The sequence below is a fragment of the Nocardia huaxiensis genome (assembly GCF_013744875.1).
GTDB classification, from domain to species: Bacteria; Actinomycetota; Actinomycetes; order Mycobacteriales; family Mycobacteriaceae; genus Nocardia; species Nocardia huaxiensis.
This window is the reverse complement of record NZ_CP059399.1, coordinates 3,503,541-3,528,513: the sequence shown is the minus strand read 5'-3', so window position 1 is coordinate 3,528,513 and position 24,973 is coordinate 3,503,541. Positions and strand designations below refer to the sequence as shown.

Below are 24,973 nucleotides of genomic sequence, written 5' to 3'. Positions count from 1 at the left end.
CCGGCGACGGTGCGGGCGCGCGGTGGGATGGCGCGGTAGCAGTGATTGCGGAAGAGGATCCAGAGGAACATTGTCGGGCCGCCGAATCTGTGGGGATCTCGAATGGCGGTGTCGAATCCGGGTCCTGCGCCGCCTTGTTCCGGGGTCTGCGGAACAGATTCGATCGTCTCCGGGTGGGCTGTGTGACGGCAGAGTGGTGGACCACTCGAGTACGCGCGGCGGGCGGCGCGGCAGAACAGTGAGGCGGACGCGCATCGGTCGGCCACCGGGGGTGATTACGGGCCGGATACCTGTGTGCAGGGGTATGTGTGGCGGGAGACCAGGCCGACGGATCATGTGTGCGTGACGCCTGACGAACGGGACCAGGCGTGGAGCCAGAACAGTGGCGCCGCTTTGCATCTGGAGGATCCGAGTGGGCTGCCGCGCGGTGGGGTCAGCGTGCACAGCCTGTACTACGACAATGGCGGGGAGATTCGGATCGATGGCGGGGACGGGTGTTGCCACGTCGGCGGGGATCACCTACGCCTACAGCTGCTAGGCGAGACGCCGAACGCTCCTGCCTTGACCACCGGGGCAGGAGCGTTCGGGTTACGGCTCAGTGGCCGTGGTTCTCGCCGACGACTCCGCTGAGTTCGTTCGGGGCGGCGTCCAGGGTCACCGAGGTGACGACCTTGCCGGCGGTGAGGTCGACGCGGTGGATCTGCTTGGTGGCCGGGTCACTGACGAAAACCTCTGCGCCACGGACGAAGAGGGCGGGGCGGGCCTGCTGCCACTGCAGCGGTTCCTCCCAGGAGCCGATGACCGGGATGGTGCGGGTCACCGTGGCCGCGACCGGGTCGATGACGTGGATCTTGCCGTCGGTGCCGAGGACCAGCGCCTCGCCGTGGGGGCCGCGGGCCAGGGAGCGGAAGGTGTAGCTGGTGCCCAGCGGAACCAGACGGAGGCTGCCGTCGCGGGTGTCGATGAGCGAAACCTGCTGGGGGCGTTCCAATTCGGCGTTCTTGTCCTGCTTGTAGTCGCCGAGCACGATGGGAGACTCGGGGCTGCCGGACTGGTTGCCGATGCGGCCGTAGGGGGTGGGGCTGGTGACCTTGGTGATGGCGCCGTTGCGGTAGATGAGAGCGCCGGTCTGGCAACCGATCACGATCGCTTCACCGGCGGCGGCGGATTCGCCGTGGACACCGGGGCAGTCCTCGTTGCGGACGATCTCCTTGCGGTCCTTGCCGAGGACGGCCATGCCGACGCGCTTCTCCTCGGTGCCGAGGGTGACCACCAGCTCGCCGGTGGAAAGCTGCACTGCCACACCGTGATGCGGGGCGGCGGCCTGGTACACCTCGGTTTCCGGCTTGCCGTTCGCAAGATCGTGCGGGTCGAAGATGGTGACCTCGCCGGTGCCGTCGGCGAACAGGACGGTGCGGTCGGCGTGGCGGACCACGTGACCGGGCTTGGCGCCGGGGAATTCGATATCGGTGAAGTTGGCGTTCGCGGCGTCGAGGACGCGGAAGCCGGTCTTGGTGGACACCATCATGTGGGTGTCGTCGCCCGCGGGGTTCAGGCGGTTGAAGCCTTCGAGCTTCAGATCGCTTGCGACCTTCAGGGTTTCACCGTCGAGCAGGTAGATGCCGCCGTCGTAGGTGACGGCGATCGGGTCGGTGATCTTCGGGGCGGCGTCGGATTTCTCCGAGCCGCAGCCGCTGAGCGCGACGGCCGAGGCCAGCAGGCCGGTCAGGGCCGCCGCGGAGGCGGGACGAAAACGCATGGGGGAACTCCTCATCGGACAAACGGGGTTGATCAGGGTGCGGTGAGGCCGGTGACTATGGCCTCGGTGTTGGTGCGCATCATTTCCAGGTAGGTGGCCGCTCCCCCGCCCGGTTCGGTGAGCGATTCGGTGTGCAGGGACACGACTTTCACGTTCAGGCCCGCCTGCTCGGCCAGGACTCGGGCGAGGCGATCGGGCTGGGAGGAGTCGGCGAACACGGCGCGGACGCCTGCCGTGCGGACGGCCGTCGCGAGGTCGGCGAGATCGGAGGCGCTCGGGGAGGCGAGAGCGGTGCCGCTGGGGACGATCGCGCCGATGACCTCGAAGCCGAAACGCTGAGCCAGGTAGCCGAATACGTGATGGTTGGTGACCAAGCGGCGTTGCTCGGGCGGGATGGAAGCGAAGCTCGAGGTCATCCAGGCGTCGAGGGCGTCCAGCTCTGCCAGGTAGCGGTCGGTGTTCGAACGCACTGCGGCGGTGTCGATTCCGGGGAGCTCCAGCAGCCGGGAGCTGATCAGCTCGACGGCCTTGCGGGTGCGGGCCGGGTCGGTCCAGAAGTGCGGGTCGGGGCGGTCGGTGGCGCGGTAGTCGATCGGATCGATCTGCTCACCAACGGAAAGGGTTGCGACGCCGGACTGTTCGGCGGCGGAGACGTGGCGTTGTACGCCCTCCTCCAGGCCGAGGCCATTGTGGATCAGGAGGGCGGCCTGTTCGATGCGGGCGGCCTGCTGGGCCGAGATGGCGAACTGGTGCGGGTCCGCGCCGGGCGGCATGAGCACCATGACCGAGGCCGCGTCACCGGCCAGGGCGCGGGTGAGGTCGCCGAGAATGTTTGTGGTCACCACGATTTCGAGGCGGTCGGCATCCGTGCGGGCGCAGCCCGGCAGCAGGGCCGCGATCGCCAGCAACAGCGCGCAGGCGACGAGGGTCGCGCGCCGACGCGCGGAGGCATCGGCGCGAGTCGGGGTGGTTTGCGGCTCATGGCGAGTAGTGATCATCGGCCGGTCTCCACCATGTATGCGGGGGCGATATCGAGTGGGAAGGTGCGGGCGCGGCGGAGGTTGTCGCGATAGTCGATCTCGTGGACGGCCCTGGCCTGCGGGTCGTTGATGTAGGCGCGATTGGCGTCGATCTCGATCACAACCGTGCCGGGTACCGGCGCGGAAAGCAGTGGGGTGCGCCTGGTTTCAGCGCCGGTGGCGACGTCGTAGCTGTGCAGGACGCCGTCCGCGGTCAGAGTCAGGAGAGAGCTGCCTTCTCCGGCTGTGTTGGCCGCGATCACCGGGCCGATGTCGAGCAGTCGCCAGCTGCCGGAACGGATGTCGAGCAGCCAGACGCCGCGGTCACCGGCTCGGGCGACCACGGTGGTGCTGCCGGGGCGGTGCGTGAATGCGGTCGGGCGCTCGGCTTCTGGCACCGCGCCCGGGTAAGCGATCTTCTCGGCCGTGAAGACGCCTTCATCGGCGGTGACGACCAGTGCGCCGTCGGCGCAGCCGAATACGATGCCGCGGCGGGTGGTCGCGGAGCCACGCGGGTCCATGCACGGTTCGGGCAGCGGTTGCAGGGTCGCGCCGTCACGGTCCCGGACTTCGGCCTGCCCGGACGGGTTCACCGTGATCAGGTGGGAGGCGTACGGGACGGCCAGGCCCGCGAGGGTGCGCTGTTCGATGATCGAGCCCGAATCCAGCGCCTTGCGGCCGAGCAGGTAGGTGCCGGTGCGGGTGATCACCGTGACCGTCTCGGAATCGCTGTGCACGGACAGGATTCCGCCGTGCCCGAGTGCGCCGAGCTCGCGGACGTCGGTCATGTAGTAGTGCATATGGTCGCCGTGGTCGACGGTCCAGGCGCCGCCGTCGACAATGCGTGCGGTGTCGGCGGTGGCCGGGTAGGCGAAGCGGTCGTCGGCGGCGATACCCGAGATGCCAGGGATCCGGCCTGCATCGGAGACCTTTTCGGTGAGCAGGTCTATGACGCGGATCGCTCCGTCCGTATCGGAGACCACCAAACGTGTTCGGGGTGAATCGGTTTCCTCCGCGCCCGGCACGTAGCCGTGCGGGAGGTCGGCCGGGGCGGGGTCGTCCGCCGGTTTGCCGCAGCCGAGCAGGGAGCCGAGCGAGGCCAGAACGGCGACCGCCACAACAAGATTCGGAGAGGCTGCGGCGAGACGGCGACGGGACCAGCCGAATCCGCCCGCACGGCGGAGGGTCGCACGCAGGGCGGCCGTCAGCGCGGAGGCGAAGAACAGTCCGACCGCGATGGCGGCGATGGTCGCGCCCGCCGCGGTGCCCGCATGCCAGGACACGAGAAGTCCTGTGACGGTGGAGAATCCGCCGAACAGCGCGGCCAGGGCCATTATCACCGGGATGCGGTGGGACCAGTAGGTGGCAGCGGCGGGCGGGGCGATGAGCAGGCCGAAGACCAGCAGGGTGCCCACGATATGAAAGGAGGCGACGATCGCCAGCGTCAGCAGTGCCAAGAGGGCGGCGTGTGCGAGCCGGGGTCGCAGGCCCAGGGTGTGCGCGGTGCGCGGGTCGAAGGCCAGGGCCACGAACGCGCGGTGACCGAGGACCGCGATCACCAGCGAAATACCTAGGGCCACAACCAGATAGACCAGGTCGCGGTCGCGGATGGCGAGGATGTCGCCGAACAGCATGCCGGTCACGTCCACTGCGAAGGATTGCGAGCGGGACACGATGATCACACCGAGCGAGAGCATGCCCGCGAACAGCAGGCCGATGGCGGTGTCGGCGGCGAAGCGGGCGCTGCGGCCCATGACGGTGACGCCCGCCGCCATGGCTCCGGCGCTGAAAGCCGCTCCCAGAAGCACGTTTCCGCCCAGCAGCGATGCCACGGCAACTCCGGGCAGCAGCCCGTGCGCCATGGCCTCGCCCAGGAATGCCATGCCGCGCATCACAACCCAGGTCCCGGCCAGGGCGCAGACGCAGGAGACAAGCAGTCCGCCCCAGAGTGCTCTCTGCACGAAGGACACCTCGAACGGGGCGATCAGGAACTCCACGGCACGGGACCATATACTGAAAACGATTTTCAGTTCAAGGTAGGTGAGGTAGTGAACACACGAGCGGCGTTGGAAACTCGCATTGACAAGCTAACTGCGGGCTACCGGTCACGGACCGTCTTGCACGAGGTGACGGCCACAATTCCGGCCGGCCGGGTGACCGCGATCGTCGGGCCGAACGGATCCGGAAAGTCCACGCTGCTCGGCGTGCTGGCCGGGGTGATCGCACCCCTGCGCGGCGAGGTGATCCGCCCGAGCCGCGAACGGGCCGCCTTCGTGGTGCAGCAGTCCGCCGTTCCGGCAACCTTGCCGATCACGGTGCGCGAGACCGTGGCCATGGGGCGGTGGGCGCATCGCGGACCGTGGCGGCGGCTCACCCGTGCCGATCACGCCGTGGTCGGTGACAGCCTCGAGCGAATGGGCATCACCGCTCTCGCCGAACGACGGTTGACCGACCTGTCCGGCGGCCAGCGCCAGCGCGCGCTCCTCGCCCGGGCCCTGGCGCAGCAATCCGATCTCCTACTGCTCGACGAGCCGACAACCGGGCTGGATATCGATGCGCAGCAGGAGATCTCACGCGTCCTCGCCGAAGCCGCCGCCACCGGAGTCACCGTGGTGCAGTCGACGCACGATCGCGCCGAGGCCGAGCGCGCCGATCACTGCCTGATGCTCCGCGACGGCCGGCTGGCCGGCTGTGGCACACCGCACCACGTCCTGGCCGCCTAGCCCTGATCGCCTCTCATGTATAGCCGGGCAGGCTGTGCATGAGAGGTCAACGGCCCCAGGCGAGTTTGATGCGGGTGGTGGCGAGGAAGTCGGCGGTGAGTTCGCGGAGGGCGAGGAATTGGCCTCCGGTGCCGTACTTCTGGCGGAGGCCGCCGAAGTCGGCGTATTCGGCGGCGGCGGCTATTTGGTTGGATTCGGGGATTCGGGTGGGGAACAGGCGGGGCAGGGCGTGGTTGCGGGAGAGGTCGTCGAGGACCTTGCGGTGGACTGCCGAGGAGCGGCGGTACTTGGTGATGACTACGCCGAGTTCTTCTATGGGGGCGCCCCATTCGTCGGCGAGGTGGCGGATGTGGTGCTGGACCGAGGGGATGCCGTAGGTGGACATGAAGTCGGGGATGGTGGGGATGAGATAGCCGTCGGCTATGCGCAATCCGTTCTGGGTGACGGTGCCCAGATTGGGCGGGCAGTCGATGAGCACGTAGTCGTAGTCGCCGAGGACATCCGCGAGGGAGGCGGCGAGGACGGTGGTGGGGTCGTTGCCGCGCAGGTGGGGCAGATCGTCCTGCTGGGCAATGAGTTTCGGGGAGGCGGGGAGCAGGTCCACCGAGGTGACCACCGACATGGGCGATACCTGGTGCTGGACCAGGCGGGCGGCATTGCCGGGGCGGCGGCCGCCGAGGGCGTCGGCGAAGACGGCGGCGAGGGTGTGGTCGGTGTGATCCAGTTCGTCCCTGCGGGTTTCGCCGACCATCATGGTGGTGAGGTTGGTCTGCGGGTCGAGGTCGACCAGCAGGACGCGTTTGCCGAATTCGACCGAGAGGATTTCGGCCAGGGCCGCGGTGGTGGTCGTCTTGCCCACGCCGCCTTTGAGATTGAAGACGGCGACCACATAGGGGCGGGCGCGGCCGCGGATCGGGTGTCGTTCCCAGATTCGCTGCGGCCGCTGCATTTCCAGGACTCGGGACGATTTCGACGGCCAGTCCCAGCCGAATCCGTTCTCCGCGCTCTCCCCCGCGCGAGCATCGGGCACCACGTCGCCACGCAACTCCACCAGCTCGCAACCCTCCATCGCCTGTACCGCCGCAGCGGTGCGAGACAGCCTAGTGACCGCTCCCGGTAGCGGGCGGATTCGACACGAGTGATCTCAGCTCTCGGGACGGACCCGGACAAAGCGCCGCAGGCAAACCGGCTAATCAGACATTTCACCTTCGACGCGCCGAACCCCGGCTCAATTCGACACGCCCAGTAACGTGGGGCCCATGACAGCTGTTGCAGATCGTTCGCTCGGGCCGGAACTGGTACGCACCGAGAGCATCGGCGAGGCCGATGTGCTCGTCATCGGACTCACCTCCGCCGACGACGGACCCGTGATCGCCCCCGCGGATGCCTTCAACGATGTGCTGGACGCCGACACCCGCGCGGCCCTGGTCGCCGCGCTCCGCGCCGTCGGGGCCAAGGGCAAGCCCGAAGAGCTGACCCGGATTCCGGCGCCCGCCGGCCTCGGCGTGGACAGTGTGCTGGCCGTCGGCCTCGGCCCGGCCGAGAAGGTCGACGCCGAACAGATCCGCAAGTCCGCCGGTGTGGCCGGGCGCGCGCTCACCGGCACCGGCACCGCGGTCACCACGCTGTCGGGGCTGGATCTGGGTGCGGCGGCCGAGGGCTTCTACCTCGGCGCGTACCAGTTCACCGCGTTCCGGTCGGCCAAGTCCGCGCCGAAGCCGGGCGACCAGCCGGTCGGCCGCGTCGAATTCCTGGTCCCCGACGCGGGATTCGGCGTCGAGGCGCTGTTCCGCGCCCAGGCCGTGGCCGAAGCCGTCGCCACCGCACGGGATTTCGTGAACACCCCGCCGAACGCGCTGTTCCCGGCCGAATTCGCCAATCGCGCAGCCGAATTGGCCAAGGCCGCCGGGCTCCAGGTGGAGATCCTGGACGAGAACGAGCTGGAGACCCAGGGGTACGGCGGCATCCTCGGCGTCGGCAAGGGCTCCTCGCGGCCGCCGCGGCTCATCCGCATCACCTACGCCGGCGGTGACAAGAAGGTCGCGCTCATCGGCAAGGGCATCACCTTCGACACCGGCGGCATCTCCATCAAGCCGGCCGCGAACATGGAGAACATGACCTCCGATATGGGCGGCGCGGCGGCGGTCATCGCCACCACGCTGCTGGCGGCGCGGCTGAGCCTGCCCGTCACGGTCACCGCGACCGTGCCCATGGCCGAGAACATGCCCTCGGCCACCGCGCAGCGCCCCGGCGATGTGCTGGTGCAGTACGGCGGGACCACCGTCGAGGTGCTCAATACCGATGCCGAGGGCCGGCTGATCCTGGCCGACGCCATCGTGCGCGCGGGCGAGGACGAGCCGGACTACATCATCGACGTCGCCACCCTCACCGGTGCGCAGATGGTGGCGCTGGGCACCCGCACCCCGGGCGTCATGGGCACCGACGCCTTCCGCGATCGAGTGGCGCGCATCTCCCAGGGCGTCGGCGAGAACGCCTGGGCCATGCCGCTTCCCACGGAACTGCGGGCGGATCTCAACTCCAAGATCGCCGATCTGGCGAATGTGGCGGCGCACCGCTGGGGCGGAATGCTCTCGGCCGCACTGTTCCTCAAGGAGTTCGTGCCGGAGTCGGTGCAGTGGGCGCACCTGGATGTGGCGGGTCCGGCGTACAACACCGGCGGGCCGTTCGGCTACATCGGCAAGGGCGGCACCGGCGTTCCGGTGCGCACGCTCATCGCGACCCTGGAAGACATCGCCGCGGAGTGAGTCCGGCAGTCGGCGGGGCCGTAGGGGTCCCGCCGACACCGTGCGCGACGCTCCGGAGCCTCTCCGGGGGCCGCCGAAAGATATATCTTGTGCGGCGGCCGAGCTGTTCTACTCCTCGACCGGATCCGCCGGCATGCCCACGACGAACAGGATTCGGTCGTGGTATTCGACCGAATCCACCTGGAAGAGCTGCAGATCGATGGTGCGCGTCGCGCCCGTCTCGGCGTCGCGCAGCACCATGCGCGGGGTCTCGCGGCCGTAGCCCGCGTCCCCGGCCTCCCAGATGCGCCGGAATTCCGGAAAGCGGCTGAGATCCTCGAGAGTTTCGGCCCACCATTTGGGATTGTCGGAGCGGCCGATGAAACCGCGCACGAGCGAAACCGTCAGGTATGCCTCGCGTTCCCATTCCACCAAAGCATGTTTCGAGCGTTCGTCGGCAAATACCCAGCGCAGAATGCTGCCGTTGTCGAGAATGCCGGTGAAGGTCTGGCCGTAAGCGGCGTTGCAGGCCAGCACATTCGAGCGGGTGTCGAGATAGGCGGCCGGATTCGGTTCGTGCCGGATCAGGCTCTGCCGCATGCCCGCCGACAGCGACGCGCGCAGATCGTCGACGGTCGGCATGTCGAGTCCGGTCAGGCCGGCCAGGTCGTAGAGGTGCCTGCGGTCGGCGTCCGATACCAGGTCCTTCTCGTCCAGGCAGCCGATCAGGGCCTCCACCACGGTGCGGGTGGGTTTGCGGTCGCGGTCGTCGAGTTCCAGGTGCGCGACGTAGCTGGCGCTCAGATGCGCGGAGCGGGCCAGCCTTTCGCGGGAGATGCCGCGCGCATCGCGCAACCGCCGCAGGACTGATCCGAAGGTCGGTAGCGATAGCGCATCACCCGCGGGTGATTCTTTCTTATGCAATGCAGCTACCCCTCGGGAAAAAAGTCAACGCAGCCAGGACCGAGGTCCATACTCCTGCCTGTATATCAGGCAAATACAAGGCAACTCCATGCTTCCCACACGTGTGTTTCGGAAGATTCATTTTCCTCGCCACCGTCCGGTTTGCCGCGCCGAGGTCCGAATGACGGGATTTCCGCCGGTTGAAGCCACAACCGGCACCGGCGCAGACTCGGTCGGACGTCCAGCACAGCGATGCGGACCACAGGCGTGCGCGCCCCGATCGACCGGTGACATGGGACACGCCCCGACCTGGACGTCCGCGCAGTTCGCGGCGGTCGGGGACCGCTCACAAACCGGGCGGCGGTAGCGAGAGGTCCGGTGATCGGCCGCCCTGTGACACGCCGCACGCGCGGTAGTGCAAGGATGGGTTCCGGAACAACAACCTACGGATCTCCGGGGGCCACAGAAAGTTCGGTGGTCGTACGGGAGTTCATCGCGACCCGCGGTGAAATCCACCCGGAGACAAACTGTTTAACCCGACGAGCAGTCAGAGGAGTCAACGGACATGGCCTTCTCCGTCCAGATGCCGGCTCTTGGTGAGAGCGTCACCGAGGGCACTGTGACCAGGTGGCTGAAGCAGGAAGGAGACACGGTCGAGGTCGACGAGCCGCTGCTCGAGGTCTCCACCGACAAGGTCGACACCGAAATCCCGTCTCCCGCAGCCGGTGTCCTGGTCAAGATCGTGGCGCAGGAAGACGACGTCATCGAGGTCGGCGGCGAACTCGGCGTGATCGGCGACGCGGGCGAGGCTCCGGCCCCCGCTTCGGCCCCTGCCCCCGCTGCCGCTGAGCCGGCACCCGCACCCGCACCCGAACCGGCCCCCGCGCCGCAGGCCGCCGCTCCGGCTCCGGCCCCCGCGCCTGCCCCGGCTCCGGCCCCCGCCGCCGCCGCCGCGAACGGTACCCCGGTGAAGATGCCCGAGCTGGGCGAATCCGTCACCGAGGGCACCGTCACCCGCTGGCTCAAGCAGGTCGGCGATCAGGTCGAGGTCGACGAGCCGCTGCTCGAGGTCTCCACCGACAAGGTCGACACCGAGATCCCGTCGCCCGTCGCGGGCACGCTGCTGGAGATCACCGCGCAGGAGGACGACGTGGTGAACGTCGGCGGCCAGCTCGGTGTGATCGGCTCGGGCTCGCCCGCCGCGGCTCCCGCTCCGGCCCCGGCTCCCGCGCCCGCTCCGGCCCCGGCTCCCGCCGCGGCTGCTCCGGCTCCGGCCCCGGCTCCCGCCGCGGCTGCTCCGGCTCCGGCTCCCGCGCCCGCTCCGGCCCCCGCGCAGAAGCCCGCTCCGGTTCCCGCCGGTGCGACTCCGGCCGACGAGCCGTCCACCAACGGCGGCCCCTACGTGACCCCGCTGGTGCGAAAGCTGGCCCAGGAGAACGGCGTCGACCTCGCGAGCATCACCGGCTCCGGTGTCGGCGGCCGCATCCGCAAGCAGGATGTGCTCGCCGCCGCCGAGGCCAAGAAGGCTCCGGCGCCCGCCGCCGCGGCCCCGGCTGCCGCCGCTCCGGCCGCGCCCGCCGCATCCGCTCCGGCCGCCCGTCCGAGCCTGGCGCACCTGCCCGGCACGGTCCAGAAGGCCAACCGCATCCGCCAGATCACGGCCGCCAAGACCGTCGAGTCGCTGCAGACCACCGCGCAGCTGACGCAGGTCCACGAGGTCGACATGACCAAGATCGCGGCGCTGCGCAACAAGGCCAAGGCCGCGTTCAAGCAGCGGGAGGGCGTGAACATCACGTTCCTGCCCTTCTACGCCAAGGCCGTCATCGAGGCGCTGGCGGTGCACCCGAACGTGAACGCCTCGTACAACGAGGAGACCAAGGAGATCACCTACCACTCGGTGGTCAACCTGGGCATCGCGGTCGACACCGACAAGGGCCTGCTGTCGCCGGTCATCCACAACGCCAACGACCTGTCGCTGGCGGGCCTGGCCCGCGCCATCGCCGATATCGCCAACCGGGCGCGCACCGGCGGCCTGAAGCCGGACGAGCTGGCGGGCGGCACGTTCACCATCACGAACATCGGTTCGCAGGGCGCGCTGTTCGACACCCCGATCCTGGTCACGCCGCAGGCGGCCATGCTGGGCACCGGGGCAATCGTCAAGCGCCCCATGGTGATCAGCGATGACGGCAGCGAGTTCATCGGCATCCGCTCGATGGCCTACCTGCCGCTGACCTACGATCACCGGCTCATCGACGGCGCCGACGCCGGCCGCTTCCTCACCACGGTCAAGCACCGTCTCGAGGAGGCCGGGTTCGAGGGCGACCTCGGCCTGTAGGTAGCGCGGTTCGCATGAAGGTAGTGGTCGCCGGCTCGTCCGGACTGATCGGTACGGCGCTCGTCGCGGCTCTGCGCCGCGACGGGCATCGGGTCATCCGTCTGGTGCGGCGGCCCGCCGCGGCCCCGGACGAGTTCCGCTGGGATCCCGCACGGGCCGATCTGGACGAGCGGGCACTGCGCGATGCGGACGCCGTGGTGAATCTCTGCGGCGCGAGCATCGGGCGGCGGCGCTGGAACGGCAGCTACAAGCAGGAGCTGCGGGACAGCCGGGTCGTGCCGACCGATGTGCTGGCCTCCGCGGTCGCCGCCCTGGGGGTGCCGACGCTGGTGAACGCCAGCGGCGTGCACTACTACGGCGGCGCCACCGGTGACCGTGTCGTCACCGAAAGCGACTCCGCCGGAACGGGTTTCCTCGCGAGCCTGTGCCGGGACTGGGAGGACGCGACCACATACGCCGCCGAGGCCGGGGTGCGCACTGTGCTCCTGCGCAGCGCGGTGGTGCTGGCCCGGCACGGCGGCATGTTGGGGCAGCTGTATCCGCTCTATGCCCTGGGGCTGGGCGGGCGGCTGGGCAACGGCCGCCAGTATCTGCCGTGGATCTCGCTCGCCGACGAGGTAGCGGGCATTGTCTTCGCTTTGACCCGGGAGAGCGTCTCGGGCCCGGTGAACATGGTGGGCCCGGCTCCGGTCACCAATGCCGAGTTCACGCGCGCGGTCGGTCGCGCCATGCACCGGCCCACTCCCCTGGTGGTGCCGGCCTTCGCATTGCGTTGGGCCGTGGGCGAATTCGCGCAGGAGGGGATTCTGCACGGGCCGCGCGCCATTCCCGCGGCGCTGGAGGAGGCCGGGTTCGAGTTCCAGCATCCGACCATCGGGGCGGCGCTGGCGGCCACGCTCGGCCGGAACTGACGTAGAGGCGCAGTAGCTGAACACCAGGCCAAAAGCGGTCCGTTTCACACTCGGCGTATGGTGGATGATCCACGACTTCGGTAGCGCGCGATGCGCTACGGATCCCGGACCAGCAGGTGCGAACGTCCGCCATCCGGTAACTCGGTAATAGCAGATTCCGATAACTCCCCATTCGACCCGTGTGGATTACGGGCCATCGAGTGACAGGGGGTCACCATGTTCAAGAAAATCGCGGCCGACCTGGTCGTCGCATTCGCGCTGCTGGCGGCCGGATACCACGCCCCGACGATCAACGACCCCTATCACTGCCTGCCACACGTGATGGCCCCCGGTGAACTCGTGCAGTGCCTCGACGACGATTGACGACCCGGGCGAGGTCCAGCTCACAGGCCCATCCTGGCTACCGTTGACCCCGTGAGCGAAACCTCCTCCCCCGCGCGCACCGAACTCCTGGTGCGCGACGCCCGCGCGAGCGATCTGCCGGAAATCCTGGCGATCCACAACCACGCCATTGCCGAGACCACCGCCATCTGGGATACCGAACCGGCCGACCTCGACGAACGCAAGGCGTGGTTCGAGACGCGCACCGCGGGCGGCTACCCGATCCTGGTCATCGAGATCGACGGCGCGGTCGCCGGGTACGCCAGCTACGCCCAGTTCCGGCCGAAGTCGGGATACCGCTTCTCCGTGGAGAATTCGGTGTACGTGGCGGAGAAATTCCAGCGCCGGGGTGTGGCCCGCACACTCATGACCGCACTGCTCGAGCGCGCCCGGCGCAGTGGCGTGCACGTCATGGTGGCCGCCATCGAATCCGGCAACACCACCTCCATCGCACTGCACCAGAAGTTCGGCTTCGAGATCGTCGGGCGCATGCCGGAGGTCGGGCACAAGTTCGGGCGCTGGATCGATCTGACGCTCATGCAACTCGTCATCGACGATGGCGTAACGTCGCTGTCGTGAGCGAGAGCACCACCGCCGCCTCTGTCACCAACAGCACGGCCACCACCCCGGCCCGCGGCACCTCGGCCCGCCTCGACAGCACCCCGCTGCTGGTGGAGGAATTGGGCCTCATCGACTACACCCTGGCGTGGGAGAAGCAGCGCGAGATCGCGGGCGAACGCGCCGAAGGCATCGGACAGGATCGGCTGCTGCTGCTGGAGCATCCGTTCGTGTTCACCGCCGGCCGCCGCACCGAAGCGCAGGACATGCCGATGGACGGCAGCCCGGTCATCGAGGTGGACCGCGGCGGCAAGATCACCTGGCACGGGCCCGGACAGCTGGTCGGGTATCCGATCATCCGGCTAGCGGAACCGGTCGATGTGGTCGCCTATGTGCGGCGGCTCGAGGAAGCCCTGATCAGCGTGTGCGCGCAGCTGGGCGTGAATACCGGTCGGGTGGAAGGGCGTTCGGGCGTGTGGGTGCCCGCGAACGATTTCCTGCCGGAGCGGAAGGTCGCGGCCATCGGAGTGCGCGTGCAGCGCGGCGTGGCCATGCACGGGATTTCGCTCAACTGCAATTCCAGCCTCGACGGCTTCAACGCCATCGTGCCGTGCGGAATTCGCGACGCCGGCGTCACCACTCTGTCCCGGGAACTGGGCCGCGAAGTGACCGTCGCCGAAGTGCGCCCGCTGGTTGCCGAGGCCATTACCGCCGCGCTCAATGGCGAGCTCCCGGTTACCGATCACACGATCAACCGTCCCGCCCCGGTCACCGACAAGGTGCCCGCCAAGGCGGAATGATCACGAGCGTAGGGTGGAACGAGTGACCTCCGTCGATACCCCGACATCGAACACCCCGGCCGCACCGGACCCCATCGCGGCCTCCGCTGGTCCCTCCGTGGTTACGCAAGCGGCCGCCTCCGGGCCCGTGGCTGCGCCCGCAGGCCGCAAGCTGCTCCGCATCGAAGCCCGCAACGCCGAGACTCCGATCGAGCGCAAACCCAAGTGGATTCGCACCCGCGCCACCATGGGCCCCGAGTACTCCGAGCTCAAGGGACTGGTGAAACGCGAAGGGCTGCACACGGTCTGCGAGGAAGCCGGGTGCCCCAACATCTTCGAATGCTGGGAAGATCGCGAGGCCACCTTCCTCATCGGCGGTGAACAGTGCACCCGCCGCTGCGACTTCTGCCAGATCGACACCGGCAAGCCCGCCGCGCTGGACCGCGACGAACCGCGGCGCGTGGCCGAGAGCGTGCAGGCCATGGGGCTGCGCTACTCGACCATCACCGGCGTCGCCCGCGACGATCTGGAAGACGGCGGTGCGTGGCTGTACGCGGAAACCGTGCGCGCCATCAAAGCGCTGAACCCGCACACCGGCGTCGAGCTGCTCATCCCGGATTTCAATGCCGATCCCGAGCAGCTGGCCGAGGTGTTCTCCTCCCGGCCCGAGGTGCTCGCGCACAATCTGGAGACGGTGCCGCGCATCTTCAAGCGCATTCGCCCGGCCTTCCGCTACGAGCGCTCCCTCGCGGTGATCACCGCCGCCCGCGCGGCCGGACTGGTCACCAAGTCCAACCTCATTCTCGGCATGGGTGAGACGCCCGAAGAGGTCACCGCGGCCATGCGGGATCTGCACGAGGCCGGATGCGACATTCTGACCATTACGCAGTACCTGCGGCCGTCGCCGCGGCATCATCCGGTGGACCGGTGGGTCAAGCCGGAGGAATTCGTCGAGCACTCGAAGGTCGCGACCGAACTCGGATTCGCCGGCGTCATGGCCGGGCCGCTGGTGCGCTCGTCCTACCGCGCGGGCCGGTTGTACGCGCAGGCCATGGCGCATCACGGCCGTGAGATCGCGCCGGAGATGGCGCATCTCGCCGAAGAGGGCACCGCCTCGCAGGAGGCCACCTCGGTGCTGGCGCGTTACGGCTCCTGACATTGTTCGCGCCTCGGGCCGGAATCCCCGCGACGGGGTTCCGGCCCGTGTCGTATTCCGGGGTGGCATCACCCAATAGCGCGTTTCGTGGACGCGATCGGGGCACCGGTGGGAAGGTTGAGATACCGCATCTATCGACCCCGGAGCGAGCCATATGGTCGAGCGAACGAGTGCGTCGGCAGGCGCCAACGGCAGGGCAGTGACGGCCGAAAGGCCGGAGGACATACGAAATGTGGTGCTGGTAGGGCACAGCGGGTCCGGCAAGACCACGCTGGTGGAAGCCCTCGCGGTGGCCACGGGGGCGGTGATTCGAGCCGGGAGAGTCGAGGACGGCACTTCGGTGTCGGATTACGACGATATCGAGCAACGCCAGCATCGCTCGGTGCAATTGTCGGTGGTGCCGATGGGGTGGGAAGGCAGGAAGATCAACCTCCTCGACACCCCCGGCTATGCCGATTTCGTCGGAGAATTGAGGGCCGGTCTGCGAGCAGCGGACGCGGCCCTTTTCGTGCTCTCCGCCGCCGCGGGAATCGAAGGCGTGGGCGGGCCGACATTGGCGCTGTGGGAGGAATGCGCGGGCGTGGGCATGCCGCGCGCCATTGTGCTCACCCATTTGGACACGGCGCGGGCCGATTTCGACGACATGACCGAGACCTGCCGGGAAATACTCGGCGGCGGGAAGTCGGAAAGTATTCTGCCGCTGCATCTTCCGGTGTACGGGGCGAAAGGCGCGGACGGGCATCGGCCGGTGGTCGGGCTCATCGATCTACTGACGCAGCATGTTTACGACTATTCGAGCGGAGAGCATCTGGAGATGCCCGCCTCGGAGGAACAGCGCGAGCAGCTGGAGGAGGCGCGCAATCGCCTCATCGAGGGGATCATTGCCGAAAGTGAGGACGAGACCCTCATGGATCGGTATATCAGCGGCGAGGAGATCGACCTCGATACGCTGGTCGCCGACCTCGAAAAGGCCGTCGCGCGAGGGAGTTTCCATCCCGTGCTGATCGCCGCGCCGCCGCCGGAAGGGGCGAAGCAGGGGCTCGGGACGGTGGAGATCCTGGATCTCATCACGAGTGGATTCCCCACTCCCGCAGAGCATCCGGTGTCGGCCACCAGCGCCAAGGGTAAATCCGCGCCGCTGGTGTGCGATCCGGGAGCGCCGCTGGCGGCCGAGGTCATCCGGACGGCCTCGGATCCGTATGTGGGCCGGATGTCGCTGGTGCGCGTGTTCTCCGGCACCCTGCGCGCGGACGAGACCGTGCACGTGTGCGGGCACGGGCCCACCGAGACCGCCAATCACGACTCCGACGAGCGCATCGGCGCGGTGTCCGTGCCGTTCGGCAAACAGCAGCGCCCGCTCGGGCAGGGCATTGCCGGGGATATCGTGTGCGTCACCAAACTCGCGCGCGCGGAAACCGGGGATACCTTGTCCACCAAGGATTCTCCGCTGCTCATCGAACCGTGGTCCATGCCGGATCCGCTGCTGCCGATCGCCATCAAGGCACACAGCAAGGCCGACGAGGACAAACTCTCACAGGGTTTGAACCGGCTCGTCGCCGAGGATCCGACGGTGCGGCTGGAACAGAATCCGGACACCCGGCAGCTGGTGCTGTGGTGCCTGGGCGAAGCGCATCGCGATGTGGCGCTGGAACGGCTGCGCTCCCGATTCGGGGTGCAGGTGGACACCATCGAGCACAAGGTGGCGCTGCGCGAGACCTTCGCCGGTTCGGCCTCCGGGCGCGGACGGCATGTGAAGCAGTCCGGCGGGCACGGGCAGTACGCCATCTGCGAGATCGAGGTCGCTCCCCTGCCCGAGGGGTCGGGCATCGAGTTCGTGGACAAGGTGGTCGGCGGAGTCGTTCCGCGCCAGTTCATTCCGTCGGTGGAGAAGGGCGTGCGCGCCCAGGCCCTGCGTGGCGTGGCGGCCGGCTACCCGCTGGTGGACGTGCGCGTGACGCTCTTCGACGGCAAAGCGCACTCGGTGGATTCCTCCGACGCCGCCTTCCAGATGGCCGGCGCCCTCGCCCTGCGCGAGGCCGCGAGTTCGGCGAAGATCAGCCTGCTGGAGCCGATCTCCGAAGTGCTGGTCGTGGTGACCGACGAATACGTGGGCGCGGTCCTCGGTGACCTCTCCGGCCGCCGCGGCCGCGTACTCGGCACCGAACCCATCGGCCGCGGCGGCCGCACCGCCATCCGCGCCGAAGTGCCCGAGCTCGAATTGAGCCGCTACGCGGTGGATCTGCGTTCACTGGCGCACGGCGCGGCCACCTTCGCCCGCACCTACGCCCGGCACGAACCCATGCCCACCCAGCTGGCGGAGAACATGCGGGCGAAGAACTCCGACTGAGAATCCCCCGTGAATGACGAAAGGCCGCCTGCTCGGCGGCCTTTCGCAACTGCCTACTTCTTCTCGCAGGCGATGCCGTCGCGATCCCGATCCAATTCGATGCGGTAGCCCGGCTGACCCTCGCGAATATTGGAAGCCCCGGCGGCGTCCCCAGTGCTTGCTACAACAGCTGGTTCAAGAACAGCACATTCGAGCGCGCTTCAGCAAAGAGATGGCGGGATACCGCTGCCCGGCATGTCCCCGCCGCGAATCGCCCGTACCCGGCCACTATCCTGGGTGCCATGGCAGCAGGTAAGGGCGGTAACCCGTCGAAGGAAGCGAAGGCCGCGGCTAAGGCGGCTCGTAAGGCGGAGTCCAAGCAGCGTCGGCAGCAGCTGTGGCAGGCGTTCCAGATGCAGCGCAAGGAAGACAAGGCGCTGCTGCCGCTGATGATCGGCGCTTTCGTCGGTGTGACCGTGCTGTTCCTGGTGATCGGGTTGATCTTCGGGTTGCAGTGGTTCCTGCTGCCGATCGGTCTGCTGCTGGGTGCGCTGGCCGCGTTCATCATCTTCGGGCGGCGGGTGCAGAAGAACGTGTACACCAAGGCCGAGGGGCAGGCCGGGGCGGCGGCGTGGGTGCTCGACAACCTGCAGGGCAAGTGGCGGGTCACCCCGGGTGTGGCCGCGACCACGCAGCTGGATGCCGTGCATCGCGTGGTCGGGCTGCCGGGCGTGATCCTGGTGGCCGAAGGGTCGCCGTCGCGGGTGAAGTCGCTGCTGGCGCAGGAGAAGAAGAAGGTGTCGCGGCTGGTCGGCGATACGCCGATCTACGACGTGATCATCGGCAACGAGAAGGATCAGGTGCCGCTCAAGGAGCTGCAGAAGTTCCTGACCAAGCTGCCGCGCAATATCGACACCAAGCGGATGGATCTGATCGAGGGCCGGTTGTCGGCGCTGGCGACCCGCGGCGGCCCGGCGCTGCCGAAGGGTCCGCTGCCCTCCGGAGCGAAGATGAAGGGCATGCAGCGGTCGATTCGCCGCCGCTGAGCCAACCCAGCCACCGAGGCCCGCGTCCGATTCGGACGCGGGCCTTCGTGTATTTCGGGGATGTTCGTGCAGGTCAGCGCCGATTCGCTTGAGCGCGTTCGGATTCGGTGAAAAAAGTTTCGGCGGACGGGAATGAACTCCGAGCCTCTAACCTTCTATGTATCGATAGCCGGTTAGACGAACCGGCGCCGAACGACAGGACGAAACAATGACCGCCACCGTGCGCCACCACACCGTGCAGATCCAGGGCCAGGACATCTTCTACCGCGAGGCCGGGGACGCCTCGAAGCCGACCGTCGTTCTGCTGCACGGGTTTCCGTCCAGCTCGGCGATGTTCCGCAATCTGCTGCGCGACCTCGGCGACGACTACCATCTGATCGCCCCCGACCACATCGGCTTCGGCCAGTCGGCCATGCCGCAGGTCGACGAATTCGAGTACAGCTTCGAGAAGCTCACCGAGATCACACTGGAACTGATCGACACCCTCGGCATCGACCGCTTCGCGCTCTACATCCAGGACTACGGCGCACCCATCGGCCTGCGCATCGCCTCGCGCAACCCCGAGCGCGTCACCGCGCTGATCACCCAGTCCGGCAATGCGTACCTGGAAGGCTTCACCCCGTTCTGGGAGGTGCTGTTCGCCCACGCCAACGACCGCGCCACCCACGAGCCCGAGGTGCGCAAGCTGCTCGAACTCGACGCCACGAAATGGCAGTACCTGCACGGTGTTCCGGAAGACCGCAAGGCGTCGATCAGCCCGGACACCTGGACCCTGGATCAGGCGTACCTGGATCGGCCCGGCAACAAGGAGATCCAGTTGGAGCTGTTCGCCGACTACAAACTCAACCTCGACGGCTACCCGGCCTTCCAGAAGTACTTCGCCGAATACCAGCCGCCGACGCTGATCACCTGGGGTGAGCACGACGAGATCTTCGGCGCGGACGGCGCGCGGGCCTACCTGCGCGATCTGCCCGATGCCGAATTGCATCTGCTGAACGCCGGCCACTTCGCCCTGGAGACCCACGGCGCCGAAATCGCCGCGTACATCAGGGACTTCCTGGGCCGCACCCTGAGCTGACGGATTCCCCGCGCCGCAGCGCTTTTCGCCCCTACTCCCCCGGCGCCGGCAGGCAGATCGAGGCTCCCACACCGAAATCCAGCCACCGGCCGGTGGGCGTCGTGGTCACCCGCAGCACCACAGCGGTGCAGTGCGGACAGCGCACCACCGTGCCCGGGCAGCGCACGTAGACCAGGGCGCGGGCCAGCGGCTCCACCACACCGCAAGCGCCGCAGCGACATCCGCATCCGGTGAGATCGGCGGTGAAGATCTCCGACAGCATCCCGGCGAGCACATTCCCGTCCAGGTGCAGATCCTCGCCAGTCTCGGCGGCGTAGGTGTAGGGCATCGTCATGGCGGCTACTTCCCTGTCGGTCCGAAGCGTTCGGTTCTGATCATGGCCGGGTCGTGGCCGAGGGAAACCAGTGCGGCGGCGGCGAATTCGACGAATCCGGTGGGGCCGCACACATAGCAGGTGACCTCGGGCGACGGCGGCAAGGCGTGCGCGGCGATCTCCTCGGCGCTCAGCCTGCCGGGTGGGCGGGGATGCCCCAGCGGTGCGCTGCGCGTGTACGCGAGGAAGAGCCGCACCGCCGCATCCTCCACCGGCTCCGGATCCGAACCGGTGTAGGCCCGGCCGTGCACCGGATCATCACCCCACTCGGACCGGTAGTACAGATCGACCGGATCGCGCAGCGAGTAGATCACCCGGAAAGCGCTGGTATGCACCGAATTCCGGCGCGACCGGAGCATGGCGGTGAGCGGGACGATGCCAGATCCGCCCGCGATCAGCACCGCCGCGCCGCCCCGATCCGGATTCCAGACGAACCAGCCGCCGACCGGGCCGCGGACCTCGATCCGCGCACCCACCGGCAGGACATCGACCAGATAGCCGGAGACCTCACCGTCGGGCACCCGCTGCACGGTGAGCTCGATCAGATCGCCTGCGGCCGGGGCGGCGAGCGAGTAGCTGCGCACGGCCTGGTAGCCGTCGGGGGCGGTGAGGCGCACGTCCACATGCTGGCCTGGTAGATGCCCCGGCCAATTGTCCACGCGCAGAACGAGAGTGCGGGCCGATGCGGTTTCGAAGCGGGCCTCGACCAATTCGGCGGGCTGCCAGCGCATCAGTCGCCCTGATAGCGCTGTTCGCGCCACGGGTCGCCGAGGCTGTGGTAGCCGCCGCTCTCCCAGAATCCGGGTTCGTCCTGGTCGAGGAGCCGAATTCCCTTGACCCACTTGGCGGATTTCCACAGATACAGGTGCGGGACGAGCAGCCGCACCGGGCCGCCGTGTTCGGGACTCAGGTCCTCGCCGTCGAAAGTGTGTACCAGCCAGGCTTTTCCATCCACCAGCTCATCCAGGGGCAGGTTGGTGGTGTAGCCGCCGTAACTGGACACCGAGGCGTATTCGGCTTGGGTTTCGATGTTTTCGAGGAGGGTGTCGAGTGAGACGCCCTGCCAGTCGGTGTCGAGTTTGGACCAGCGGGTCACGCAGTGGATGTCCGTGTGCGGGCGCTGCTGCGGCAGGGACATGAATTGCGGCCAGCTCCAACTGTATTGGCGGCCGGTCTCATTGGTGATGCTGAACTGCCAGCGGTCGATGCCGATGTGCGGGGTGGGTCCGGCCGACAGCACCGGGAAGTCGTCGACCAGGTATTGGCCGGGCGGCACGCGGTCACCGGTCTGTCGCGGGCGGCCTTGGAAGCCGGGCGAAAAGCTGCTCATGCGATCACTTCCCTCCGGGGGAACGGCAGGTGTCACAGCATGGTGGTGCGCGTCCCAGCGTACGGGATCAGACGTGGCGGCCGAGGAAGCCGACCACATCCGGGGTGATGGTGCGCCAATATTCCTCGGTGTGGCCGCCGGGCGTGACGCGGGCGATCTCGAGCCGGGCCGAGCTCATGAAGCGGCGGTTGCCGTCGATGAATTTGTCGCGGTCCCCGCACCACACGCCGATCGGGGACGGGCCGAGCTTGTCGGTATTGCGCAGCGGGTCCAGGGCGGCCCATTCGTCCGGTGTGGAGAAGGCATTGCGCTTGCTCATCTCCGGCCACGAGGTGAGCAGGCCCGGCGAGATGGCGGCGATGGCATTGGCGGCCCGGCCGCGTTCGTTGCGCCGGCGCGAGTAGACGAGCGCGCCGAAGCCGCCCATGGACACTCCGGTGCAGGCGAAGGGTTCTCCGGCGGGTCCGCCGAGGCGGCGGGCGGCCAGCCACTGCGGGACCTCGTCGAGCAGCATGCGCATGGGGTCGTCGCCGGAGTGGTGTTCGTGCCAGTAGTTGTCGCCGCCGTCGATGGCGATGAAGCCGAAGGCGGGCACCAGCCGGGTGGCCACGGCGACCGACAGCACGTCGGCGAGTCCGCCGACCGCGGCCTCGTGGGCATTGCCGTGCAGGCCGTGCAGCAGCAGCGACATGGGCAGGCCGTCCAGCGGGACGGTCGGCGGGAGGATGGTCACCACGTCGACCTCGCGGCCGCGGGCGGCGGAGAAGAGGCGTTCGGTGCGGATGGTGGCGTCGATGCCGAGGACGGTCTTGCCGTCCACGGCGCCCGCGTGCAGGGTGCGTTGCGGGGTGTCGGCGTCGGGGGCGGCGTTCACGCTGGCGCTCACCGCCGCGGCTCCGGCGGCGGCGACGCCGAGCAGACCCGCGGACGCGAACAACGATCGCCGACTGAACGCTCGTTCGCCGGTTCGGTTGTTCTCACCCATGAATCCTCCGTCAGCACCACAGCGGCTATTCGCCCTGACACGAGCTCAGCACAGCTCGGCCCTGGCAGAACGCCGCCACGATACCGACGCAAAGCAACATTCGGTAACAAATTGGCTACGAAGGAGCTGAATTCTTGCCAAGAGTTAGCGGGCGTATGCGAGCGCGGTGCCGGTGGCCCGGTCGTGCATGCCGCGGCCGTCCGCGTCGGAGAAGAGCGCGGGGATGACGAACAGCAGGATGACCTGCCGGGCCAGGGCGCGCACGAAGCCGACGGGGGCCGCGGCGTCCACGCGGATCACGCGCATCTTGAGGAAGTACTGGCCGGGAGTGAAACCGAACAGGGTCACGGCGATGACGCCGATGGCGAACCACACCAGCAGGGTGGGAGTCGACAGCTGGCTCATGATCAGCGTGAAATCCGAGGGCGGCTGCTGGCCCTCCGGGATGGTCATCTTGGCGAGCATCTCGTCGGCGTTCGGCCGCACGATGAGCGCGGCCAGGCCGATGGACATGAACCAGTCGACCATGAGGGCCACGATGCGGCGCATCATCGGCGCGAGTGCGCCCGCACCGGATTCGGGCAGCCCCAGGTCCTTGCCGGGGTAGTCACCGGGCTCGTTGTTGCCGGAATCGGCGTTCGGTCCGGACAGCCAGGAGCCGGTGATGCGTGCCATGGCCCCCAGCTTAGGCGGCGCACGCCGACCGGTTTCGCTCCCCTGCCGTGCGTTCGCTCGCACTGCGGGGGCCGTGCTTCCGTGGTTGACTGCGGTGACGCGCGACTCGGGTTAACCGCGCGGCTGCCGCCCTCGGTGAGGATTCTCACCACCGAGCGGCCGCGACACGTAAGACCCCTATCTTTTCGGAGTCTTAGCGAACTGCTGGCGCAGGTGGATGGCAGGATATCGGTGCTGGTCGAGCGTCACTCCGTGACCGGACAGGCCACTCGGCGAACCCGGGGGCACCGCCGACCCCCCGGCCAGCTGTACGTGTAACACTGACGAAACACAGCCTTGATTGCGGGGAAACACCGCGTCCATACCGTCTGGTCGCGACGAACCCATGCACTCACAACTGGCTGGGAACCGATCCGTAAGGAGTACTAAGTGGCGTTCAGCACGGCCGACGAGGTCATCAAGTACATCAAGGAGGAGGAGGTCGAGTACGTCGACGTTCGGTTCACCGACCTCCCCGGTGTGCAGCAGCACTTCTCGATCCCGGCGAAGGCGTTCACCGCTGACCTCGCCGAAGAGGGCCTGGCGTTCGACGGTTCCTCCGTCCGCGGCTTCCAGTCGATCGACGAGTCGGACATGCTGCTGCTGCCCGACTTCAGCACCGCCCGCCTGGACCCGTTCCGTGCCGCGAAGACCGTCAACCTGAACTTCTTCGTGCACGACCCGTTCACCCGCGAGGCCTACTCCCGCGACCCGCGCAACATCGCGCGTAAGGCCGAGGAGTACTTGAAGTCGACCGGCATCGCCGACACCTGCTACTTCGGTGCCGAGGCCGAGTTCTACATCTTCGACTCGATCCGTTACGACTCGGCCATGAACGGCGCCTTCTACGAGATCGACTCGATCTCGGGCTCCTGGAACACCGGCAACGAGTACAACGCCGACGGCACCCCGAACCGTGGCTACAAGGTGCGCAACAAGGGCGGTTACTTCCCGGTCGCGCCGTACGACCACTACGTCGACCTGCGCGACAAGATCTCGACCAACCTGCAGAACGCGGGCTTCGAGCTGGAGCGCGGCCACCACGAGGTCGGCACCGCCGGTCAGGCCGAGATCAACTACCGCTTCAACACCCTGCTGGGCGCCGCTGACGACCTGCAGCTGTTCAAGTACATCGTGAAGAACACCGCGTGGCAGGAGGGTAAGACCGTTACCTTCATGCCGAAGCCGCTGTTCGGCGACAACGGCTCGGGCATGCACGCTCACCAGTCGCTGTGGAAGGACGGCAAGCCGCTGTTCCACGACGAGGCCGGCTACGCGGGCCTGTCGGATCTGGCGCGTCACTACATCGGCGGCATCCTGCACCACGCCCCGTCGCTGCTGGCGTTCACCAACCCGACCGTGAACTCCTACCACCGTCTGGTGCCCGGCTACGAGGCCCCCATCAACCTCGTGTACTCGCAGCGCAACCGCTCTGCCGCCGTGCGCATCCCGGTGACCGGTTCCAACCCGAAGGCCAAGCGCATCGAGTTCCGCGCGCCGGACTCCTCGGGCAACCCGTACCTGGCCTTCGCCGCCATGCTGATGGCCGGCATCGACGGCATCAAGAAGAAGATCGAGCCGCTGGCCCCGGTCGACAAGGACCTCTACGAGCTCCCGCCGGAGGAGGCCAAGAACATCCCGCAGGCCCCCACCTCCCTCGCGTCGGTCATCGACAAGCTGGAGCAGGACCACGACTACCTCACCGAGGGCGGCGTGTTCACCGAGGACCTGATCGAGACCTGGATCGACATCAAGCGCACTCAGGAAATCGCGCCCGTCAACCTGCGGCCGCACCCCTACGAGTTCGAGCTCTACTTCGACGTCTAAATCGTCGGAGCGGCAACAGCTCTCGG

The 24,973-nt window shown here is 68.0% G+C and carries 22 protein-coding genes and 1 pseudogene; 12 read left to right on the top strand and 11 right to left on the bottom strand.

The window, feature by feature from the left end; all coding sequences use genetic code 11:
- Positions 1-595: 595 nt before the first annotated feature.
- The 3 genes from aztD to aztB are packed head-to-tail and all read right to left on the bottom strand — an operon-like array spanning position 596 to position 4,775.
- Entirely contained in the window at positions 596-1,759 is a 1,164-nt protein-coding gene (gene aztD, locus H0264_RS15705) for a zinc metallochaperone AztD (RefSeq protein WP_220139988.1), read from the bottom strand.
- A gap of 32 nt (positions 1,760-1,791) precedes the next feature.
- Complete coding sequence (aztC, locus tag H0264_RS15700; protein WP_181584641.1) at positions 1,792-2,757, bottom strand: zinc ABC transporter substrate-binding protein AztC; 966 nt, start codon at positions 2,755-2,757, stop codon at positions 1,792-1,794.
- Positions 2,754-4,775, bottom strand: coding sequence for a zinc ABC transporter permease AztB (gene aztB / locus H0264_RS15695; RefSeq protein WP_181584640.1), 2,022 nt, complete (start codon positions 4,773-4,775; stop codon positions 2,754-2,756). Before aztB ends, aztC begins: the two co-directional genes overlap by 4 nt.
- A 51-nt stretch (positions 4,776-4,826) precedes the next feature.
- On the opposite strand from aztB, the gene aztA reads away from it, so the two are divergent.
- On the top strand, positions 4,827-5,501 hold the full coding sequence (gene aztA, locus H0264_RS15690; RefSeq protein WP_181584639.1) for a zinc ABC transporter ATP-binding protein AztA: 675 nt from the start codon (positions 4,827-4,829) through the stop codon (positions 5,499-5,501).
- A gap of 46 nt (positions 5,502-5,547) precedes the next feature.
- On the opposite strand, the gene H0264_RS15685 is transcribed toward aztA, so the two are convergent.
- Positions 5,548-6,450: a ParA family protein gene (locus H0264_RS15685; protein ID WP_181585585.1), complete on the bottom strand. Its 903-nt coding sequence runs from the start codon at positions 6,448-6,450 to the stop codon at positions 5,548-5,550.
- Positions 6,451-6,760: 310 nt separating this feature from the next.
- On the opposite strand from H0264_RS15685, the gene H0264_RS15680 reads away from it, so the two are divergent.
- Positions 6,761-8,266: a leucyl aminopeptidase gene (locus H0264_RS15680; RefSeq protein ID WP_181584638.1), complete on the top strand. Its 1,506-nt coding sequence runs from the start codon at positions 6,761-6,763 to the stop codon at positions 8,264-8,266.
- Positions 8,267-8,374: 108 nt separating this feature from the next.
- On the opposite strand, the gene H0264_RS15675 is transcribed toward H0264_RS15680, so the two are convergent.
- Positions 8,375-9,169 (bottom strand): helix-turn-helix transcriptional regulator, encoded by a 795-nt coding sequence (locus H0264_RS15675; protein ID WP_181584637.1) that lies wholly within the window; start codon positions 9,167-9,169, stop codon positions 8,375-8,377.
- Between the two features lie 544 nt (positions 9,170-9,713).
- On the opposite strand from H0264_RS15675, the gene sucB reads away from it, so the two are divergent.
- The 7 genes from sucB to H0264_RS15640 all read left to right on the top strand — a co-directional run bounded on the left by sucB (position 9,714) and on the right by H0264_RS15640 (position 17,615).
- Positions 9,714-11,483, top strand: coding sequence for a 2-oxoglutarate dehydrogenase, E2 component, dihydrolipoamide succinyltransferase (gene sucB / locus H0264_RS15670; RefSeq protein WP_181584636.1), 1,770 nt, complete (start codon positions 9,714-9,716; stop codon positions 11,481-11,483).
- A 14-nt stretch (positions 11,484-11,497) separates the two neighbouring features.
- A complete protein-coding gene (locus H0264_RS15665) occupies positions 11,498-12,394 on the top strand; it encodes a TIGR01777 family oxidoreductase (protein ID WP_181584635.1) in 897 nt (298 codons plus the stop codon).
- Between the two features lie 216 nt (positions 12,395-12,610).
- The gene (locus H0264_RS15660) at positions 12,611-12,757 is read left to right on the top strand and encodes a hypothetical protein (protein ID WP_181584634.1); all 147 of its coding nucleotides are present in this window, start codon (positions 12,611-12,613) and stop codon (positions 12,755-12,757) included.
- Positions 12,758-12,808: 51 nt separating this feature from the next.
- Positions 12,809-13,354, top strand: coding sequence for a GNAT family N-acetyltransferase (locus H0264_RS15655; protein ID WP_276514543.1), 546 nt, complete (start codon positions 12,809-12,811; stop codon positions 13,352-13,354).
- An 86-nt stretch (positions 13,355-13,440) separates the two neighbouring features.
- Positions 13,441-14,133, top strand: coding sequence for a lipoyl(octanoyl) transferase LipB (gene lipB, locus H0264_RS15650; RefSeq protein WP_244976256.1), 693 nt, complete (start codon positions 13,441-13,443; stop codon positions 14,131-14,133).
- Positions 14,134-14,155: 22 nt separating this feature from the next.
- On the top strand, positions 14,156-15,268 hold the full coding sequence (lipA, locus tag H0264_RS15645; RefSeq protein WP_420832064.1) for a lipoyl synthase: 1,113 nt from the start codon (positions 14,156-14,158) through the stop codon (positions 15,266-15,268).
- Between the two features lie 154 nt (positions 15,269-15,422).
- Positions 15,423-17,615 carry an elongation factor G-like protein EF-G2 gene (locus H0264_RS15640; RefSeq protein ID WP_181584632.1) on the top strand — a complete coding sequence of 731 codons (2,193 nt, stop codon included), beginning with the start codon at positions 15,423-15,425 and terminating at the stop codon, positions 17,613-17,615.
- Positions 17,616-17,668: 53 nt separating this feature from the next.
- Here H0264_RS15640 and H0264_RS15635 read toward each other — a convergent pair.
- Positions 17,669-17,749: pseudogene (locus H0264_RS15635) on the bottom strand (excalibur calcium-binding domain-containing protein); the annotation flags it as partial.
- A 147-nt stretch (positions 17,750-17,896) separates the two neighbouring features.
- Here H0264_RS15635 and H0264_RS15630 point away from each other — a divergent pair.
- Together H0264_RS15630 and H0264_RS15625 are read left to right on the top strand one after the other, a co-directional pair.
- Entirely contained in the window at positions 17,897-18,640 is a 744-nt protein-coding gene (locus tag H0264_RS15630) for a DUF4191 domain-containing protein (protein ID WP_181584631.1), read from the top strand.
- 208 nt (positions 18,641-18,848) lie between these two features.
- Positions 18,849-19,718, top strand: coding sequence for an alpha/beta fold hydrolase (locus tag H0264_RS15625; protein ID WP_181584630.1), 870 nt, complete (start codon positions 18,849-18,851; stop codon positions 19,716-19,718).
- Positions 19,719-19,749: 31 nt separating this feature from the next.
- Here H0264_RS15625 and H0264_RS15620 read toward each other — a convergent pair whose 3' ends face one another.
- The 5 genes from H0264_RS15620 to H0264_RS15600 all read right to left on the bottom strand — a co-directional run bounded on the left by H0264_RS15620 (position 19,750) and on the right by H0264_RS15600 (position 23,081).
- Positions 19,750-20,052, bottom strand: a complete 303-nt coding sequence (locus tag H0264_RS15620) for a DUF6510 family protein (protein WP_231086725.1) — start codon at positions 20,050-20,052, stop codon at positions 19,750-19,752.
- A gap of 5 nt (positions 20,053-20,057) precedes the next feature.
- Complete coding sequence (locus H0264_RS15615; protein ID WP_181584629.1) at positions 20,058-20,822, bottom strand: ferredoxin reductase; 765 nt, start codon at positions 20,820-20,822, stop codon at positions 20,058-20,060.
- On the bottom strand, positions 20,822-21,421 hold the full coding sequence (locus H0264_RS15610) for a sulfite oxidase-like oxidoreductase (protein WP_181584628.1): 600 nt from the start codon (positions 21,419-21,421) through the stop codon (positions 20,822-20,824). Before H0264_RS15610 ends, H0264_RS15615 begins: the two co-directional genes overlap by 1 nt.
- Positions 21,422-21,488: 67 nt before the next feature.
- Entirely contained in the window at positions 21,489-22,406 is a 918-nt protein-coding gene (locus H0264_RS15605; RefSeq protein ID WP_181584627.1) for an alpha/beta hydrolase, read from the bottom strand.
- 144 nt (positions 22,407-22,550) lie between these two features.
- Positions 22,551-23,081 (bottom strand): RDD family protein, encoded by a 531-nt coding sequence (locus H0264_RS15600; RefSeq protein ID WP_181584626.1) that lies wholly within the window; start codon positions 23,079-23,081, stop codon positions 22,551-22,553.
- Between the two features lie 429 nt (positions 23,082-23,510).
- On the opposite strand from H0264_RS15600, the gene glnA reads away from it, so the two are divergent.
- Positions 23,511-24,947: a type I glutamate--ammonia ligase gene (gene glnA / locus H0264_RS15595; protein WP_181584625.1), complete on the top strand. Its 1,437-nt coding sequence runs from the start codon at positions 23,511-23,513 to the stop codon at positions 24,945-24,947.
- The last annotated feature ends 26 nt before the right edge of the window (positions 24,948-24,973 follow it).

Bases quoted from the DNA above. Each gene is read 5' to 3' on its own strand.
- aztD (WP_220139988.1), bottom strand. From the start codon at position 1,759: ATGCGTTTTCGTCCCGCCTCCGCGGCGGCCCTGACCGGCCTGCTGGCC.
- aztC (WP_181584641.1), bottom strand. From the start codon at position 2,757: ATGATCACTACTCGCCATGAGCCGCAAACCACCCCGACTCGCGCCGAT.
- H0264_RS15685 (WP_181585585.1), bottom strand. From the start codon at position 6,450: ATGCAGCGGCCGCAGCGAATCTGGGAACGACACCCGATCCGCGGCCGC.
- H0264_RS15680 (WP_181584638.1), top strand. From the start codon at position 6,761: ATGACAGCTGTTGCAGATCGTTCGCTCGGGCCGGAACTGGTACGCACC.
- sucB (WP_181584636.1), top strand. From the start codon at position 9,714: ATGGCCTTCTCCGTCCAGATGCCGGCTCTTGGTGAGAGCGTCACCGAG.
- H0264_RS15665 (WP_181584635.1), top strand. From the start codon at position 11,498: ATGAAGGTAGTGGTCGCCGGCTCGTCCGGACTGATCGGTACGGCGCTC.
- H0264_RS15660 (WP_181584634.1), top strand. From the start codon at position 12,611: ATGTTCAAGAAAATCGCGGCCGACCTGGTCGTCGCATTCGCGCTGCTG.
- H0264_RS15640 (WP_181584632.1), top strand. From the start codon at position 15,423: ATGGTCGAGCGAACGAGTGCGTCGGCAGGCGCCAACGGCAGGGCAGTG.
- H0264_RS15630 (WP_181584631.1), top strand. From the start codon at position 17,897: ATGGCAGCAGGTAAGGGCGGTAACCCGTCGAAGGAAGCGAAGGCCGCG.
- H0264_RS15625 (WP_181584630.1), top strand. From the start codon at position 18,849: ATGACCGCCACCGTGCGCCACCACACCGTGCAGATCCAGGGCCAGGAC.
- H0264_RS15620 (WP_231086725.1), bottom strand. From the start codon at position 20,052: ATGACGATGCCCTACACCTACGCCGCCGAGACTGGCGAGGATCTGCAC.
- H0264_RS15615 (WP_181584629.1), bottom strand. From the start codon at position 20,822: ATGCGCTGGCAGCCCGCCGAATTGGTCGAGGCCCGCTTCGAAACCGCA.
- H0264_RS15610 (WP_181584628.1), bottom strand. From the start codon at position 21,421: ATGAGCAGCTTTTCGCCCGGCTTCCAAGGCCGCCCGCGACAGACCGGT.
- H0264_RS15605 (WP_181584627.1), bottom strand. From the start codon at position 22,406: ATGGGTGAGAACAACCGAACCGGCGAACGAGCGTTCAGTCGGCGATCG.
- H0264_RS15600 (WP_181584626.1), bottom strand. From the start codon at position 23,081: ATGGCACGCATCACCGGCTCCTGGCTGTCCGGACCGAACGCCGATTCC.